The organism is Microbacterium sp. HD4P20 (genome assembly GCF_019449275.2).
Lineage (GTDB): Bacteria > Actinomycetota > Actinomycetes > Actinomycetales > Microbacteriaceae > Microbacterium.
In genome coordinates this window covers 13,551-30,398 of the sequence record NZ_JAHZQZ020000008.1, presented here as the reverse complement: position 1 = coordinate 30,398, position 16,848 = coordinate 13,551, and the positions used below count along the sequence as shown (strand labels likewise).

Genomic DNA, 16,848 nt, shown 5'->3' with positions numbered 1-16,848 from the left:
CGGCGTGTCTCGTCACCGACTGGTGTTTTCGCAGTCGAGTCTTCGGTGGCAGAAGCGTGCGTGGCCTCGGCGTCTGCACCGGCACCGTTTGAAGGCGACTTCTCTTCAGCATCCGACTCGATCGATGCGAGAGGGACGGATGCCGCGAAGCGGTCGGTCGCGGCCCGGAGCGCACGTGCGATCCCCGGCTCGGAGGCCGCGTGCGAGGCATCCGGAATCATCGTGAAATCGGCCTCGGGCCAGGCCCGGTGCAGATCCCACGCGGTCATGGGCGGGGTGCACGTGTCGTAGCGTCCCTGCACGATCTCGGCGGGAATGTGCCGGATCGCGTCGACGCCCGCGATGAGCTGCCCCTCGCCGAACCAGCCGCCGTGCAGGAAGTAGTGGTTCTCGATGCGCGCGAACGCGACGGCAGCTCTGGGCTCGGTCATGGCATCCACGAGCTCCTGGTCGGGGAGCAGCGTCAGGCACGATGCCTCCCATCGCGACCAGGCCACCGCCGCCGGCACGTGCACCGCGGGATCGGGGTCGGCCAGGCGCCGGTGATAGGCCTGCAGGAGGTGCGACCGCTCGAGGACGGGGATGGGGGCGATGAAGTCCTCCCACAAGTCGGGGAGCATGGCCGACGCCCCGCCCTCGTAGAACCACTCGAGTTCGTGGCGCCGCAGCGTGAAGATGCCGCGCAGCACGAGCTCGGTCACCGCATCGGGGTGGGCCTGCGCGTATGCGAGCGCGAGGGCGCTGCCCCACGACCCACCGAAGACCTGCCAGCGCTCGATCCCGAGGTTCTTGCGCAGCAGCTCGATGTCGGCCACGAGATGCCACGTCGTGTTGTGGCGCAGATCCGCCTCGGGCTCGCTCGCGTGGGGCGTGGATCGTCCGCACCCGCGCTGGTCGAACAGCACGATGCGGTACCGCTCGGGGTCGAAGAAGCGCCGGTGATACGGGGCCGTGCCGCCGCCCGGGCCACCGTGGAGGAACACCACGGGCTTGCCGTGGGGGTTGCCGCTCTGCTCCCAGTACACACGGTTGCCTTCGCCGACGATGAGTTCGCCGGTCTCGTAGGGCTCGATGGGCGGATACAGGATGTCGTCGAGCTGCTCGTTCATAGGCTTCTCCCCGGTATGCCGAAGGTGTCGCACGCCGACCAGCCGCTGCGATAGCCGGTCTCGAACCAGCGCTGCCGCTGCTCGCTGGACCCGTGCGTCCAGGTCTCGGGATTGATGAAGGTTCCAGACTGTTCCTGGATGTGGTCGTCTCCGACCGTCTGCGCGGCGTTGATGGCGTCGGCGATCTCCTGCTGCGTCGGGGGCTCGAGGTAGCGCACGCCGTTGTCGTCGACCTGCTCGGTCATCGCGCCCACCCATGCGCCGGCGAAGCAGTCGGCCTGCAGCTCCATGCGCACGCCGTTGCTTTCTGGTCCCGAGCCGTTGTTCGGGTACTGCTGCATGATGCCGCCGATGTTCTGCACGTGGTGCCCGTACTCGTGTGCGAGCACATATAGCTGCGCGAGGGGGCCGGCGGTCGCATCGAAGCGCTCGCGCATGAGCGCGAAGAACGTCGGATCGATGTACACCGCTTCTTCGGGCGGGCAGTAGAAAGGACCGGTCTGGTTCGAGGCCACCCCGCACTGGGTCTGGGTCGAGCCGTCGACGATGATCAGCTGCGGCGGGCGATAGCTACCTTGCAGCTCGGTCCCCCAGTAACGGTCGAGGACTTCGGCGCCCGCGACCAGGCGGCAGTCGTCACGGGCGTTGGCGTCCGCGCCGGTCTCGCAGTTCGCGATCACGGTCTCGCCTCCACCACCGGCCTGCGGCAGCGCAGGCACGATCGACGAGATGTCGGTGCCGGTGAACAGCTGGAACAGCAGCACCGCGATCGCGCCGAGGCCGGCGATGCCACCACCGGCAACCGCCGCCCCCGCGCCGCGACGCCGTGCCGAACTCCCCCCGACACTGGCGTTCTGGTTGAACGTCATGGCCTTCACGGTACCCCCGGCGCCGCGCCCGGTCACGTTTCGACGCGATCAGCCCGCCTTTCCCCCACTGTTGCCTGGAATTTCCGAGCTGTTTCCCGTCGCTCCCCCTCCCGCATCCCTCCCGGCATCCCCTTCCCGTCGCTCCCCCTCCCGGCACCCCGTGCCCCCTCGTCGCCGACAATGCCCCTTTCTCGCCGAGCATGTGGGTTTCAGAACGAGCATGTCGACATGGTCGGCGCAGAACCGGCATGGTCGGCGCAGAACCCACATGCTCGGCGCAGAACCGGCATGGTCGGCGCAGAACCCACATGCTCGGCGCAGAACCCACATGCTCGGCGCAGAACCCACATGGTCGGCGCAGAACCCACATGCTCGGCGCAGAACCCACATGCTCGGCGCAGAACCCACATGCTCGGCGCAGAACCCACATGCTCGGCGCAGAACCCACATGCTCGGCGCAGAACCCACATGGTCGGCGCAGAACCCACATGGTCGGCGCAGAACCGACATGGTCGGCGCAGGAGGGAGGGCGGAGGAGGGAGGAGGGAGGACGGAGAGGGAGGGCGAGGAACAGGAGAGAGGATGCGGGGGGAATAGGCTCTGGGGCATGGGCAGCGAACCCACGACGGTGACGATCACGGGGGCCGGCGGGCAGATCGGCTACGCGCTGCTGTTCCGCATCGCTGCGGGAGACATGCTGGGCAGAGACCGGCCGGTGCGGCTGAGACTGCTCGAGATCCCGCAGGGCATCCGTGCGGCCGAAGGCGCCGCGCTGGAGCTGCAGGACTGCGCCTTTCCGCTGCTCCACGACGTCGAGGTCACCGACGACCTGCTCACGGCATTCAGCGGCACGAACATCGCCCTACTGGTGGGCGCACGTCCCCGCGGTCCGAGCATGGAGCGCAGCGACCTGCTGGTCGCCAATGCCGGCATCTTCGGACCGCAGGGAGCCGCGATCGGCGCCGTCGCCGCCGACGACGTGCGCGCTGTCGTGGTGGGCAACCCGGCGAACACGAACGCGCTGATCGCCGCAGCATCCGCCGCTCCCGACATCCCCGCCGATCGCTTCACGGCGCTCACCCGCCTGGACCTCAACCGCGCTGTGGGCCAGCTCGCCGACGTGCTCGAGGTGCGGCCGGGCGACATCGCCGATGTCATCATCTGGGGGAATCACTCCGCGACGCAGTTCCCCGACGTGGCACACGCCACCCTTGCCGATGGACGATCGGTGCTCGACGCCCTCGCCGAACGGCTGGGCGGGCCCGATGCGGCGAGAGCGTGGCTCGACGACTCGTTCATCCCCCGGGTCGCGAAGCGCGGCGCCGAGATCATCGAGGTGCGCGGCTCGTCGTCGGTGGCATCCGCCGCGAACGCCGCGATCGAGCATGTGCGCGACGAACAGCTCGGCACGCACCGGGGATGGACGTCGGCCGCCGTGGTCTCGCGCGGCGAGTACGGCGTGCCCGAAGGTCTGGTGTGCTCCCTGCCGGTGGTCTCGCGCGGTGATGGCGAGGGCTACCGCGTGATCGAGGGGCTGGAGCTCGATGCGCGTGCGCGAGGCCGGTTCGAGGCATCCGTCGCCGAACTCGTCGCCGAGCGCGACGCCGTCCGCGAGCTCGGAGTGCTGTAACCGGATGGAAGCGCTCGTCGTGATCATCGTCGCGATCGTCGTGATCGCGCTCGCGACGGCGATCGCCCCGAAGCTCGGGATCGCCGGGGCCCTCGTGCTGCTGCTGATCGGCGCGGCAGTGAGTCTGCTGCCGTTCGTTCAGGTGCCCGAGATCGACCCGGAGTGGATCCTGGTGGGGGTGTTGCCGCCGCTGCTGTACTCGGCGGCCGTCGCGCTTCCCGCGATCGAGTTCCGCCGGGACTTCGGTCCGATCGCCGGCCTGTCGTTCCTGCTGGTGATCCTCAGCTCGGTCGCGCTGGCCCTGTTCTTCCTCGCCGTGATCCCCGGGATCCACCCGGCGATAGCGGTCGCGCTGGGCGCGATCCTCAGCCCGACGGATGCCGTGGCGACCTCGATCGTGAAGCGCCTGGGCGTCTCGCGCCGTGTCGTCACGATGCTCGAGGGCGAGAGCCTGCTCAACGACGCGACCGCCCTCGTGCTGCTGCGCACGATGATCGCCGCGGCCGTTGTCGGCACGGCGGGGCTCGCCGCCGACGAGAGGATCGGGCTCGGGTTCCTTCCCGCCTTCGTCTGGGGCGTGCTCATCGCGGTCGTGGTGGGGGCGGTCGTCGGATACCTGAACCTGCGGCTGCGCGCCCTCATCGGGCACTCGGCGGCGAACACGGCGGTCGGCTTCGTGGTGCCGTTCGTGGCCTACCTGCCGACGGAGGAACTCGGCGGCTCGGGCCTGGTCGCGGCGGTCGTGGCCGGGATCGTGACAGGGCAGGGCGCGGCCCGATGGTTCACCCCGGAGCAGCGCATGTCGGACGAGCACAACTGGCGCACCGTCGAACTCGTGCTCGAAGGCGCGGTGTTCCTGGTGATGGGCCTCGAGCTCAACGCGATCGTGGCCGAGAACATCGAGCAGCACAACGGCATCGGCACCGGCATCGGCATCGCCGCGGGCGCCCTCGCCCTCGTCCTCGCCGTGCGCGCCGCCTACGTGTCGGTGCTGGTGTGGGTGCAGAGCCGCCGGGCACGCGGAAGGCAGCGCGAGCGGCTCGAGGCGATCAGCGCGCGTATCGACGCGATCGCGGCGGGGGAAGAGCCTCCACCGTTCCGGAGTGCGGAGGCAGTGGCATCCGCTCGTCCCGCCGGTCATCGCGGGCGCCGTCTGGCGCGACGGCAGCGCCGGCTCGAGCGCCGGGCGCGGGTGACAAAGGATCCGAGCGATCCACGTACGCAGCGACGACTCGCGTCGATGCGCGACCGCGTGGGTCGTGCCCTCGGCGACCTCAACTACTACCAGGCCTCGCCGCTGGGCTGGAAGCACGGCACCATCATCGTGTGGGCCGGAATGCGCGGCGTCGTGACGCTCGCTGCCGCCCAGACGCTGCCGCGCGAAGCCACGCCCGACCGCGCGCTGCTGGTGTTCATCGCCTTCGCGGTGGCCGCCGGGAGCCTCATGCTGCAGGGCTTCACCCTGCCGTGGCTGGTGCGGGCGCTCCGGCTGCAGCGCACGGACGACGACCATCTCGACCGTGCTGAGCAGTCCGCGCTCGACGACGAACTGCGCGGGGCTGCGGTCGAGGCGCTGTCGGCGCCGTCCCTGCGTCGCCGCGACGGGTCGCCGTTCTCGGGCGAGCTGCTCGAACGCGTCGGCACGAGGCTGACCGATCCGCCCGACGACGACGCCACCGCGTCGGCCCGCGACCTGCTCGAGCTGCGCTTGGCGATGATCGAGGCGATGCGCACACGGCTGAACGAACTGTCGTCGGGCGGTGGTTACAGCACTCCAGCGTTGCGACATGCGCTCGCCGAGCTCGACGCCGACCAGCTCAGTCTCGAGCTGCGCCTCGACGACGAATGATGCGCCGCGGCGGACGGCCGTCCGCGCCGCGAAACACGAGCGGGCGTTCTCGGGAGAGAATGGAGCGGCGGGGAGACCGACAGTGCGGGCGAAGGGGCGGCTGACATGGGCGAAGTCATCGAGGGCGAGGCCATCGAGGGCGAGTTCATCGAAGGCGCACAGGCGACGATGACGGATGCCGGGAGCACGACGCCCGACGGACCGATCGACGTCGCGCGGGCCGTCGCAGAAGAGGCATCCGCCGACACGGCCCCGCTGCACGTGCCGCACCCGGCCGCCGAATGCCCGAAGTGCTTCACCGAGATGCAGCAGGACCGCAACTGGTGGCGCGCCCGGCCCGCCGGATCCCGGCTGGTCGGCCTTGTCATCTCGCGCGACGACATGCCCTCGGTGGTCGAGCAGCGCAACGATCTGACGCGGTTCGGCGTGCCGATCGAGGGCTTCCGCCACCCGGCGCCCGAGACGCTCGAGTCGTGGGAGGAGCGCCTCGTCCGCCTGTTCGGCACGCTGGTGGGCGGCGACGTGCTCGTCGTCGCGAACGTGCACGCGCTCGGACGCGACATCGACGAAGAGACCCGCACCGTCGCCGAGCTTCACCGCCGCGGTGTCGTCGTGAAGGTCGTCAGCCACGGCGGCCGCCACCTGTACGACGCCGGCCGCTGACCGCGGCAGAGGGATGATGCGGGCCGATCAGGCTTCGTCGTCTGCCGGCACGTCGTGCTCCACGTCGAGGAGCGGGAGGTCGTTGCGAGTCACCAGCCGCGCCGCGATGGCGTGCTCGACCAGGCGCACGCGGCGGTTCGTGGCATAGGAGCGCACCCCGCCCCGCAAGCCGGGCACGCCGATCCGGTCGAGCTTGTCGCACACGTTGTCGAGCTTGCGGTTGAACCGCGTCAGCGTCCAGCCCAGGCGCTCAGCGGCCTGCGCCGACGTCGGCAGGTCGCTCATGCCGGTGCCCTCGCGCTTGAGGACCGGTTCGGCGAGCGCGAGGATCATCAGGCGCTGACTGTGCGTCAGCGGCACGTCGCCGATCGTGCTCAGCCCGTCGGCCCCGTCGTCGTCTTCTTCGGGCGGCGTCTCGCGGAACGCCGGTTCGGCGGCGTGGATCGTCAGCTCGTACGTGGTCGGACCGGCGCTGAAGATGACGGATGTCGAGGCGAACACGAGCGGCAGCCGTGCACCCGGTGCCAGCCACGCCTGCACGCGGCCACCCGAGTCGGTCACCGTCGCCGAGAGGCGGCTGCCGACGTTCGACAGCAGCCACAACCCCTCGACGTGCTGGATCGTGAGGAAGTTGCGGTGCAGGAAGAGGTTGTCGTCGATGGCGAGATCGCCCTCGCGCCCGACGGAGAACACGGTGCCGGGTGCGACCGGGAACTCCTCTCCGGCGAACTCGACCATCAGCTCGTCGGCAGCGCGCGATGTCGTCACGGCGTGCACCCCCGGACGGCGTCGGACGATCGCCCGGCGTCGCGGACGAGCACCACATCGATGCACGTCTGACCGCCGGGATTCGCCGGCACCACGATCTCGGTGTCGGTGATCGGCTCGAGGCTCGGCTCGGGTTCGGCGAGGGTCACCACGCCGTACAGGTAACGGTCGCCCTCCTGCGGGTCGGGGTTGGTCCAGGTGAACCGCACTCCGCCCTCGGCAGGGGTGCCGACGACGTTCTCAGGCTCGGGCACCACGGCCGCGACCGGGTCCTGCGGCCGCGACGACTCCTCGGTCACGGGGGTGCGCTCGGGCGTCCCCGCGAGCATGCCGGGCAGCGACACCCCGACGATGACCGCGACCACGACGAATGCGGCCACGCCGATCCCGATCCACAGGCCGGTCCGGCGGCGGGGCGCCGCACCGCTGTCGCCCGCCTCGACGGGGGCCGGGGGTGCTTCGGCGACGAAACCGGGAGCACGGATCACGGTCTGATCCACGGCATCCGTCGCTGCCATCGCCCAGGGGTCCGTCGTGTGCGGGGCGGGCGCGCCGCGAAGCACGGTCTCGAACTCGGCGGGGTCGGAGCCGGCAGGCACGAACCCCGACGGCACGGTTCCCGTCGCCGGCGGCGCGGTGGGCGCGAAGGCCCCGGCGCGCCCGCTCGGAGCCGTCTGCGCCGAGGGGCGTGTCAGCCCCGCGGCCGGATTGGTCTCGGGGTTGATGCTGACGACGCCCCGCACGCGCGTGAGGCCGTCGTCCTCGTCCTGCTCGACGTCCTCGGGGACGTGGTCGTCGAGGATGTCGATCGCCGTGACCGAGTGCGACAGCTCGATCTGCACCGTCTGCAGCGCGCGGGCGAACGCGAGGGCGCTCTCGTAGCGGTCGGCGGAAGGCTTGGCCATGGCCCGATCCAGCGCCCGCTGCAGCGTGGCCGGTACATCGGCACGGCCGAGGGGAGGCAGCGGCATCGTCTCGATGCGGTGGATGAGCTCGGCGGCGTTGTTGCGCTGACCGGCCACCTCGAACGGCGAATGGCCGGCGAGGAGCGTGTACACCGTGGCGCCGAGGGCGTACACGTCGGAGCGCGGGTCGCTGCGCGGCACATCGGCGAACGACTCGGGCGGCGACCAGGGGATCGACAGGCCCGCCGACTCGGCGGCGGCGCCCGTGGTCGAGGCGATGCCGAAGTCGGTGAGCGCGGGCCGGTTGTACTCGGTGACCAGGATGTTGGCCGGTTTGATGTCACGGTGCAGCACGCCCGCGCGATGGGCGGTCTCCACCGCGGCGGCCACCTGCACACCGACCCGCAGCGATTCGGCGATCGAGAACGGCTCGCGCCGGTAACGCACCTGCAGATTCGGCTTGGGGCAGTACTCCATCACCAGATACGGGCGACCGTCGCGCGCGACGCCTGCCTGGTAGATCGTGACGATGGCCGGATGCGTCGAGAGCATGGCCATGACGTTGGCCTCGGCAGTGAACTCCTCGACGGATCCGCTCGACATGCGGTCCGTGAGCAGCACCTTCACCGCGACGCGGCGCTTGGGCAGCTGCTGCTCGTACAGGTAGACGTCGGCGAAACCGCCCGATCCGAGCAGGTCGACGTAGGTGAAGCCCGGAAGGTCGGGCGGCGCCATGGGCGCGCGCTTCGCGCTCACGACACCGCCTCGATGGCGACGGTGATGCCGTCTCCGAGATCGAGGACGTCACCGGGAACCACCACCGAGCCTTCTCCGGGGTGCAGACGCATCGGCTCGCTCCCCGCACGCAGCAGTGTCGTGCCGTTCGTGGTGCGCAGGTCGGTCGCCACGATGCTCTCGCCTTCGACACGAAGCTCGACGTGACTGCGCGAGATGTCCTGCTGGGGACTGTCCACCGCGACCAGGTGCGGCAGGTCGGTTCCGCTCACACGCGTCGAGCGCGGACGGCGTCCGATCACGACCGTGCGATCGAGCATCACCACCTGGCCCGTCGAAAGCCGCACCTGCCCCGGAGCCGGCGGGCGCGGCGGGGCGAGCGGCGATGTGAACGGAGACACCGGCACTGCCGCCGACGGCGACTCGCCCGCCGCCGCCTTCAGCGCCCGGGCCTGTGCGAGCGAGATCGTCTCGCCGTCGTGGTCGCCGGGCAGTGCGTCAGGCAGCGGAGCGGCATCCCCGGGGTGACGGACGACCGTCGCCGCGAAGGCCTCCTCATCGGCCTTCACCGGCTGCGCGTCGGCCGGCGCATCGCCCGATTCGTCGCGTTGGGGACCGCGGTCGGTGTGCACCGTCGAGTCGGCGGGGATCAGCGTCTCGGTGAGCGACAGCACGGCGCGTGAGTCGATGAGCCCCGAGGGCACCGGAGCGGATGCGGGAGCCACCGGCTGCTCGCCGGTCTCAGGTCGCGCAGGCTGAGGTTTCGCGGGCGGGCCCGACGACGGCGGCATGGGCGCGGGCACGGCGAGCGGGTTCGACGAAAGGCCCGGCGAGACCGGCTCCGGTGAGGCGGCAGGCGCGGCCGACTCGGGATCGGGCTCGGGCTCGGGATCGGGTTCCAGCCCGGGCTCCGGCTCCGCCCCGGGCTCCGCCTTCGCGGCGGCTGCGACTGCCTCGGGCCGGGCGGCAGGATCGGGCTCGGGAGCGGGTTGAGCGCCCGACACGGACGTAGCGCCGACCGCGGCCGACGCCGGTGCTGGTGCCTGGGTCGGTGCCGGTGCCGGTGCATCCCACGTCACGACCGACGCCAGGACGACGGCGTCGTTGACCGGAAGCTCGGCCGGGAGGGAGCCGTCCGGCGAGAACACGACCCTGATCACACCCGAGACGAGCCGCTCGGTCCAGGTCGTGACGCCGGCACCCGACACGCGCTCGGATTGCGTGGCTTCGACGTCGAAGGCGATGTCTCCACGGACGGCGATCCGCACCGCGGCACCCTCGGCCAGGGCGACGCCGAACGGCGGGATCGCCGTCAGCGACGTGCCGTACGCGCCGGTGAGGGCCTCGATCACCCCGCCCAGCCCGCGACCCTCGGCCACGAGTGAGCGGATCCGCGCCGCGAGCGTGTGCGGCGTCTCGGGCCCGAGGACGACGAACCCGTGCGGCGTGACGGCGACCGGGGTCGACCCGGGTGCGTACAGCGTCGGCATCAGAATCCTCCTGAGGCGATCGCGCGGGGAAGCGTGTCGCCGTCGATGTCATCGACGGGCGCGCCCGCGGGAACCGTATCACTCTCGCACGATCCGTCGCGCCGCGTGCGCACCATCGTGGCGTCGATGACGAGCGCGGTGATGTTGTCGCGTCCGCCCCGCACCATCGCCTCGTGGACGAGGCGCGTCGCGGCCGCCTGGGGGTCGGTCTCGGCCAGGAGGATGCCGTGGATCGCGTCCTGATCGAGCTCGCTCGACAGTCCGTCCGAGCACACCAGGATGCGATCTCCGCTCTCGGCGGGGATGAGCCAGTAGTCGGGCTCGCCGTCGCTGCCCGCGCCGATCGCGCGAGTGATCACATTGCGCCGTGTGTCGCGCTGGGCGGCTTCGGCCGCGAGCTGACCGCTGTCGACGAGCTCCTGCACGACCGAGTGGTCGACGCTGACCTGCTCGAACACACCGGCACTCAGACGATACGTACGCGAGTCGCCGAGATTGACCGTGAGCCAGTAGCCCTCGCCGTCGACATCGGCGATCACCACGCCCGCGAGGGTGGTACCGGCACCGGCGCCGCGTCCGGCGGGAAGGGCACCCACTCGGCGTCGGGCGGCCGCGACGGTGGTGTGGACGTCGTCGATCGTGAGGCTGTCGCGACCGGCCAGACGTGCGAACTCGTCCACTACCGCCGCGCTGGCGATCTCACCCGCCTGATGCCCGCCCATCCCGTCGGCCACCAGGAACATCGGAGTCTGGGCGATGTACGCGTCCTCGTTCACCCGCCGCCGCAGCCCCGGGTCGGTCGCGGCGCCGAAGACGACGGTGATGGGCGCCGATTCTCGTGCCATCACGCGCCGCCGACAGCGGCCGTGCGGTCGCCGAACTCGAGGCGGTCCCCCGCGCGCAGGCTCGTCTGCAGTCCTGGCGCGAGCGGGATCCGGCCGCCGTCGCGAACCAGCACGGTGCCGTTGGTGGAATGACGATCGACGATCCAGGGGCCGCTCGCGTCACCGCCGATCTCGAAGTGGGTCTTCGACAGCGACAGCGTCTCGTCGCGGACGGCGATGGCCACGGCGCCGGTCTCCATCGCGGGGTTGCGCCCGTACAGCGTGCGCCCGTAGACGGCCATGCGGGTGCCGTCGTCCCACGTGAGGACGGTGAGGACCGGGGCGTCCTCGTACAGCGCGGCCCGCTGGGCCGGCGGCGGCACGGCCCCCACGCCCACCCCACTCAGGCGAGTGTCGTCGAGGTCGGCATCGGCCGTGGCCGTGGCCGTGGCGGCCAGGGGCTCCGTCGTGGTCGCCGCCGGGAAGGGCATGGTCAGCCCGGGGAAGTCACCGAGCGCGGCAGGGGCCGTGCCGGGCACGCCCGCGATGACGCCGACCGGCGCAGCGACGCGTCGGCGCACCACGGCGGTCGCCTCGCCGAACGGGTCTTGCGGGTCCGGGGCATGCGTGGCGGCCGCGGCGGAGGCCGGGACGGTCGCAGGCGCGTACGCCGGGCCCGCAGCCGCGTACGCGGGCGCGGCCGGGGCGTACCCTGGCGCCGCCGGGGCGTAGACCGGCGCCGCCGCGTATGCGGGCGCGGCAGACGCGTACGCGGGCGCGCCCGCATACGCGGGAGCCTCGGCGGCGTGCGGCTGAGCGAGGTACGGGTTCGCGGCCGGCCCGGCGTACGCGGCGGCCGTCGTCGCGGCATCCGTCCCCCGCTTGTCGACCACGACGGCCTTCGCGGCCATGTCGTGCCAGCCCTGGCGCCGCGGGCTCGAGTCGAACAGGGGGGTGAAGTAGCCGACCACGATCGAGCCGGCGAGGCCCCACACGAGGTTGCGCAGGATCGCGCGCCAGAACCCGATGGGCGCGCCCGTCACCTCGTCCTGCAGACGCACGCCGAATGCGCGCTGGCCGATGGAGCCGCGCCCGCCCTGCATGGCCGAGTACACCAGCAGCCACGCCACCAGGCACGCGGCCAGCACCGCGTACGAAGTGATGGCGACGACCGCGACGAGGCCGTAATCGCGCCTCGCACTGCTGCCCATCACGACGATGGCCAGGAGGACGAAGAGGACGAACGCGAGCCCAGACGAGATTGCGAGATCGACCGCGAAAGCACCGGCTCGGCGTCCGAGGGACGCGGGGCTCGCGACGAAGGGCTGACGTGCGGTCATGCGTTCTCCTGCGGATCTGATCCGGAGCGCTCGGGCGCGCTCTCGGATGCGGCGCCCGCCTTGGCACGCTTCTTCGCGCGCTCGGGACGGACTCGCGGGTCGGTCGGAATGGCGATCGCCCGCGCGGGCAGGGCGAAACGGGTGCCCGCGAGGAGGGAACGGATGCTGAGCCGCGCCTTCATGCGCTGCCACCACGATCGGCTGCTCGCCATGCCCCCGACGATCTCGTCGACCTGGGTCCAGAACACCTCGACGTCGTGAGGGCTCGGCTCAGAGGGTCCGAACACCTCGAGGTCGGCGCGCGAGGCGAGCGTGGCCACGCGCGGCTCGGCGAAGGCGGTGCTGAGCACACCGGCCTCTTCGAGACGCGTGCCGCCGGTGCGCACCGGTGCGCCGTGGTCCGACGCGCGGTCGACCAGCTCGTCCCAGCCCCCGCTGATGCGATCCGCGGGGCGCTCGGCTTCGCGGCGCCGTCGGCGACGCGTGGCTTTGAGGACCCCGATGACCACGAAGGGCGCAAGCAGCACGAAGAGGATGCCGAGGGTGCCTGCGCCGATGCCCACGATGGTCCACAGCAGGGTCAGATCGAGCGCGTTCTCGTCCTCCGAACCGCCGTCGTCGGTGACCGTCGGCGGCAGGTCCACCGGCTCCTGCGGCGGAGGCGGCGGCTGCAGCACCTGCGGCTTGGGATCGGCCTTGGGTTTGGTGGTCTGGTCGTTGGGGACCTGGTCCTCGGGCGGCGTGGGGTCGAACGGCACCCAGCCGGCGCCCTCGAACGCGATCTCGACCCACGCGTGCAGCGAGTCGCCGGTCGCTTCGAAGACGGCCTGTCCTGCCTGGTCCTCGTCGGGGTAGAAGCCCATCACTACGCGGGCTGGGATCCCGACCTCGCGCGCCAGGAGCGCCATCGCCGTGGCGTACTGCTCGTCGTCGCCGACCATCTGCTCGGCACCCAGCAGCGTCGTGATGCGCTCGGCCCCGTGACCGGCGCGCGAGATCACCTCTCCGGCCAGCCCGTGACTGAAGAAGCCGCCCTCCGAGAGCAGGCTCTCGAGCGCGCGCGCCTGCTCGATCGGCGTCACCGCGTCGGCCACGGCGTTGGAGGCGACATCCGCCAGATCCTGCGGCACGCCCTCCTGCTCGGGAAGTGACACGGGCGCGAAGGGCGTATCGGCCAGAGCCTCGTCGCTCGGGATCTCGGGGATGACGCTGTCGATCGTGTACGCGTCGCCCTGCTGCAAGCGGGCGGTCACGACGCCCGTGGACGTCGACTCGTTGTAGTGGGCGGTACGGCGCAGGTCTTCGGCCCGTTCGCCGTCGAACGTGATGCTCCGCACGGCGCCGGCGTCCGGCATCCACACGCCCTCGAGGGCAGCGATCTCGACGTGCACCTTAGCCGGCGTGCCCTCGGCATCGGCCGACATGTTGGTGCGGACCGGCGAGAAGGCGCTGGAGGAGCCGGCACCCTCATCCGAGACGTTGTAGACGGTGCCGTTGTAGGCGTCCATGGTCGCCAGACGCACCCGCGCGTCTTCGGGCAGGCCACTGACCGTGAACAGCGTCTCATCGGGGAAGTCGCGGACGTACGCCCGGAAGGACTGCAGCGGGCTCGGAAATTCTCGGATGTCGAACGGCGGGATCACGACGTCACGCAGCACATAGCGCGGCGAGGCGGGCGCCGCGAACGCGCTCGTGGTGACGCCGATGACCGCCGCCAGCGCAATGACGCCCACGCCCATCACGGCGCGGCGCAGAGCGGCGCCGCGCGCACCGGAAGAGCCCTCGCCGACCGAGACCGCTGCGGCCTGCGGCTGCCAGGCCTGACGGATCGCCAGCCACACCACGGCGACCAGGCCGAACACCATGCCCTGGACCACTGGCACGACGGGCTGTGAGGTGCCGAGCGCGATCTCGACGGCGAGATACGCCGCCGCGGGGATCAGCGCCCACGCCGCAGCGGGCGCGCGCACTGCCAGAGACGTGGTCAGCACCGCCGCGACGAGCGCGAGCAGGAACGGAACGACGAGGTGCCCGTCGCCGGCGGCGACCGGTGCGACGGTCGTCAGCAGCTGCTTCCACGACGTGACGGTCCCCTCCGCGAGCAGGCGGAGCGTCTCGAGGGTCGGGATCACACCAGCGACGGTCGTGTGAGGCAGGGCCAGCGCGCCGCCGAAAAGGAAGTACGCCGCGACCGTGGCCCCCGACAGCAGCAGGATGCCCCAGCGCAGGACGGCGCCCAGGACCCCGAGGCTCATGCCGAGCAGAAGGCCGCCGAGAGCGGCGACAAGGTAGCGCGGGCCGTCGAAGGTCGACCAGAAGCCGACGACCGGAATCGTGAGGAGGGCCAGGATGGCCCCGAGATCGAGCAGCCATCGGCGGACCGGCAGCGAGGTCGCGGGCACAGTGGGGGCCGTCATGCCAGCACCTTCCGCAGGGCTCCGGAGAGCTGCTCGAGCGCGCCGATCGTCACGACGTCGGCCTCGCCGATGCGGCGCAGCGACGGTGTCGCGCCCGAGTGCGCGACGACGGCGAGCACGCGCGCACCGAAGGGCAGGCGACTGCACGCGGTGCGCAGGTCGTTGGCATCGACCGTGCTGCCGCACACCAGCACCACGACGCTGGCGAGGGCCAGAGTCGCCGCGACCGAGCCGGAGAGCTCGACGATGCTTCCCGCCCGCGGCTTGGAGTGGGTCAGGCCCGACAGGGCGTCGAGGAATTGCTTGCCCGTGCCGGCGGGAAGACCCCGCTCCTGCACGCGGACCTCGACGCGCTGGGAGTCGCGCAGCGCGCGAAGCCCGAGCGAACCGGCCGCCGAGATCGCCAGCTCGAACTCCTCGTCGTCCCGGTAGTCGGCAGGACTCGTCGACAGCCCGATCACGAAGTGGGACCGGCGCGTCTCTTCGTACTGACGCACCATGAGGTCGCCGGTGCGCGCGGTCGACTTCCAGTGCACGTGGCGGAGGTCATCGCCGGGCTGGTACTCACGCAGCGCATGGAACGACACGTCATCGCGCGACAGATCGGTCGCCGGAAGCCCCTCCAGGTCGCGGAGGAAGCCGAGCGACTGCCCGTCGAACAGCACCGTGCGCGGGTGGACGAACAGGTCGACCGGCTCGTCCCGACGGTGCACGCGCTCGAACAGACCCAGAGGATCGCCCCGGACGACACTCACCGGACCGACCTTGACCACCGCACGACGCGTGGTCGGAATCGCGAACAGCTCCTCGGCGGTATGGCCCGGGGCGAGGCGGCCGACTTCGAAGACGCCGCGCCCGGAGCCCACCGGCAGCAGCACCCGCGAGGGCAGGATCGCGCGGCTGCCCGCGTTGGCGAGTGTCAGCGCGCCGACGGCTCGCTCGCCCACGACGACTCGCGTGCGGTTGAGATCGAGAGACACCTCGTAGGCGGTGCGGCCGATGAGGAAGAGCAGGCACAGCGCCAGGACACTGGTGACGACGACGGCTGCGACCGTGAGTTCCCACCACCCGAGCACCTGGCCGAAGACCCACAGCACGAGGGCGGCGGCGATGAGCACCCAGGCCACCGGCCGCACGACGGCGACGACGCCGCGCAGCCAGCGCAGCGCGATCGACGCGAGATGCGCCGCCGCGCCGACGGCGACGCCGCGCTGCTGCGCGGCGTCCGTCGTCCCGAGTGCGTGCGAGGTCATCAGGCTGCGGACCTCGCCTGCGGTGCGGCCACCGCCTCGAGCACGCGTGCGATGACGGTCTCGGCGCTGGTGCCGGCGAACTCGGCTTCGGGATCGAGCACGAGGCGGTGCGTCCACACCGGACCCGCGAGCGTCTTGATGTCGTCGGGGAGCACGAAGTGACGACCCTGCGCCGCCGCGAAGACCTTCGCGATGCGAATCATCGCGAGCGAGCCGCGCACCGAGACGCCCACGCGGGTCGCCGCATCCTGACGGGTCGCCTCGGACAGCTGCGCCGTGTAGCGCAGGACGGCCGGGTCCACGTGCACCGTGCCTGCGAGGTCGGCCATGTCGGCCACGGCGCCGGTCGTGATGATGGCGGTGAGGTGCGCCGAAGGATTGCGGTCGGCGGCACCGGCCAGGATGCGCTCGGCCACCGCGAGGTCGGGATAGCCGATCGACGACTTGATGAGGAAGCGGTCCAGCTGCGCCTCGGGCAGCTTGTAGGTCCCGGCCTGCTCGATCGGGTTCTGGGTGGCGATCACGAGGAACGGCCGGCCCACCTCGTGGGGCACGCCGTCGACCGTCACGCGCGACTCCTCCATGACCTCCAGGAGCGCCGACTGGGTCTTGGGCGACGCGCGGTTGATCTCGTCGGCGAGCACGATCGAGGCGAAAACCGGTCCGCGGTGAAACTCGAACTTGTGCGAGACCTGGTCGTAGATCGTGACGCCCGTGACGTCCGAGGGCAGCAGGTCGGGCGTGAACTGGATGCGGCTGCTCGTGCCCTGCACGGTGGCCGCGAGCGCCTTCGCGAGGCTGGTCTTGCCCGTCCCCGGTGCGTCCTCGAGGAGCACGTGCCCTTCGGCCAGCATCGCCGACAGCACGAGGGCGACGACCTCTCGCTTGCCCATCAGAGCGTGATCGACGTTGTCGACCAATCGCGTGAAGGTGCCCTGGAACCAGGCGGCCTGTTCAGGGGTCATCGTCATGTCGTTCTCGTTCTCGTTCTCTCGA

12 protein-coding genes and 1 pseudogene are annotated in these 16,848 nt (G+C 71.3%); 3 read left to right on the top strand and 10 right to left on the bottom strand.

Annotated features, from left to right (window positions below):
• Positions 1-143: 143 nt before the first annotated feature.
• Positions 144-1,109 (bottom strand): annotated as a pseudogene (pip, locus tag K0817_RS01925) (prolyl aminopeptidase); the annotation flags it as partial.
• Positions 1,106-1,978: a neutral zinc metallopeptidase gene (locus tag K0817_RS01920; RefSeq protein WP_219979681.1), complete on the bottom strand. Its 873-nt coding sequence runs from the start codon at positions 1,976-1,978 to the stop codon at positions 1,106-1,108. The gene K0817_RS01920 and the pseudogene pip, both read right to left, overlap by 4 nt.
• Positions 1,979-2,585: 607 nt before the next feature.
• Between K0817_RS01920 and K0817_RS01915 the strand changes: the two genes are divergently transcribed.
• From K0817_RS01915 to K0817_RS01905, 3 genes are all read left to right on the top strand, one after another.
• Positions 2,586-3,608, top strand: a complete 1,023-nt coding sequence (locus K0817_RS01915) for a malate dehydrogenase (RefSeq protein ID WP_219979680.1) — start codon at positions 2,586-2,588, stop codon at positions 3,606-3,608.
• 4 nt (positions 3,609-3,612) lie between these two features.
• A complete protein-coding gene (locus K0817_RS01910) occupies positions 3,613-5,457 on the top strand; it encodes a sodium:proton antiporter (RefSeq protein WP_219979679.1) in 1,845 nt (614 codons plus the stop codon).
• Positions 5,458-5,625: 168 nt separating this feature from the next.
• Positions 5,626-6,120 carry a dehydrogenase gene (locus K0817_RS01905; RefSeq protein ID WP_374209514.1) on the top strand — a complete coding sequence of 165 codons (495 nt, stop codon included), beginning with the start codon at positions 5,626-5,628 and terminating at the stop codon, positions 6,118-6,120.
• A 27-nt stretch (positions 6,121-6,147) separates the two neighbouring features.
• On the opposite strand, the gene K0817_RS01900 is transcribed toward K0817_RS01905, so the two are convergent.
• Genes K0817_RS01900 through K0817_RS01865 form a run of 8 tightly spaced genes read right to left on the bottom strand, consistent with a single transcriptional unit; the run spans position 6,148 to position 16,823 of the window.
• The gene (locus K0817_RS01900) at positions 6,148-6,858 is read right to left on the bottom strand and encodes a hypothetical protein (protein WP_253735123.1); all 711 of its coding nucleotides are present in this window, start codon (positions 6,856-6,858) and stop codon (positions 6,148-6,150) included.
• 26 nt (positions 6,859-6,884) lie between these two features.
• Positions 6,885-8,549, bottom strand: coding sequence for a serine/threonine-protein kinase (locus K0817_RS01895; protein ID WP_219979677.1), 1,665 nt, complete (start codon positions 8,547-8,549; stop codon positions 6,885-6,887).
• Complete coding sequence (locus K0817_RS01890; protein ID WP_219979676.1) at positions 8,546-10,018, bottom strand: FHA domain-containing protein; 1,473 nt, start codon at positions 10,016-10,018, stop codon at positions 8,546-8,548. The genes K0817_RS01895 and K0817_RS01890 overlap by 4 nt, the downstream gene beginning before the upstream one ends.
• On the bottom strand, positions 10,018-10,863 hold the full coding sequence (locus K0817_RS01885; protein WP_219979675.1) for a PP2C family serine/threonine-protein phosphatase: 846 nt from the start codon (positions 10,861-10,863) through the stop codon (positions 10,018-10,020). The genes K0817_RS01890 and K0817_RS01885 overlap by 1 nt, the downstream gene beginning before the upstream one ends.
• Entirely contained in the window at positions 10,863-12,182 is a 1,320-nt protein-coding gene (locus K0817_RS01880) for an RDD family protein (protein WP_219979674.1), read from the bottom strand. Before K0817_RS01880 ends, K0817_RS01885 begins: the two co-directional genes overlap by 1 nt.
• Positions 12,179-14,599: a transglutaminase family protein gene (locus tag K0817_RS01875; RefSeq protein WP_219979673.1), complete on the bottom strand. Its 2,421-nt coding sequence runs from the start codon at positions 14,597-14,599 to the stop codon at positions 12,179-12,181. The genes K0817_RS01880 and K0817_RS01875 overlap by 4 nt, the downstream gene beginning before the upstream one ends.
• A complete protein-coding gene (locus tag K0817_RS01870; RefSeq protein ID WP_219979672.1) occupies positions 14,596-15,852 on the bottom strand; it encodes a DUF58 domain-containing protein in 1,257 nt (418 codons plus the stop codon). The genes K0817_RS01875 and K0817_RS01870 overlap by 4 nt, the downstream gene beginning before the upstream one ends.
• Positions 15,852-16,823 carry a MoxR family ATPase gene (locus K0817_RS01865; RefSeq protein ID WP_219979671.1) on the bottom strand — a complete coding sequence of 324 codons (972 nt, stop codon included), beginning with the start codon at positions 16,821-16,823 and terminating at the stop codon, positions 15,852-15,854. The genes K0817_RS01870 and K0817_RS01865 overlap by 1 nt, the downstream gene beginning before the upstream one ends.
• Positions 16,824-16,848: the final 25 nt, after the last annotated feature.

Coding starts and splice junctions, on each gene's coding strand:
- K0817_RS01880 (WP_219979674.1), bottom strand. CDS start 12,182: ATGACCGCACGTCAGCCCTTCGTCGCGAGCCCCGCGTCCCTCGGACGC.
- K0817_RS01900 (WP_253735123.1), bottom strand. CDS start 6,858: ATGGTCGAGTTCGCCGGAGAGGAGTTCCCGGTCGCACCCGGCACCGTG.
- K0817_RS01870 (WP_219979672.1), bottom strand. CDS start 15,852: ATGACCTCGCACGCACTCGGGACGACGGACGCCGCGCAGCAGCGCGGC.
- K0817_RS01885 (WP_219979675.1), bottom strand. CDS start 10,863: ATGGCACGAGAATCGGCGCCCATCACCGTCGTCTTCGGCGCCGCGACC.
- K0817_RS01875 (WP_219979673.1), bottom strand. CDS start 14,599: ATGACGGCCCCCACTGTGCCCGCGACCTCGCTGCCGGTCCGCCGATGG.
- K0817_RS01890 (WP_219979676.1), bottom strand. CDS start 10,018: ATGCCGACGCTGTACGCACCCGGGTCGACCCCGGTCGCCGTCACGCCG.
- K0817_RS01915 (WP_219979680.1), top strand. CDS start 2,586: ATGGGCAGCGAACCCACGACGGTGACGATCACGGGGGCCGGCGGGCAG.
- K0817_RS01910 (WP_219979679.1), top strand. CDS start 3,613: ATGGAAGCGCTCGTCGTGATCATCGTCGCGATCGTCGTGATCGCGCTC.
- K0817_RS01905 (WP_374209514.1), top strand. CDS start 5,626: ATGACGGATGCCGGGAGCACGACGCCCGACGGACCGATCGACGTCGCG.
- K0817_RS01865 (WP_219979671.1), bottom strand. CDS start 16,823: ATGACGATGACCCCTGAACAGGCCGCCTGGTTCCAGGGCACCTTCACG.
- K0817_RS01920 (WP_219979681.1), bottom strand. CDS start 1,978: ATGACGTTCAACCAGAACGCCAGTGTCGGGGGGAGTTCGGCACGGCGT.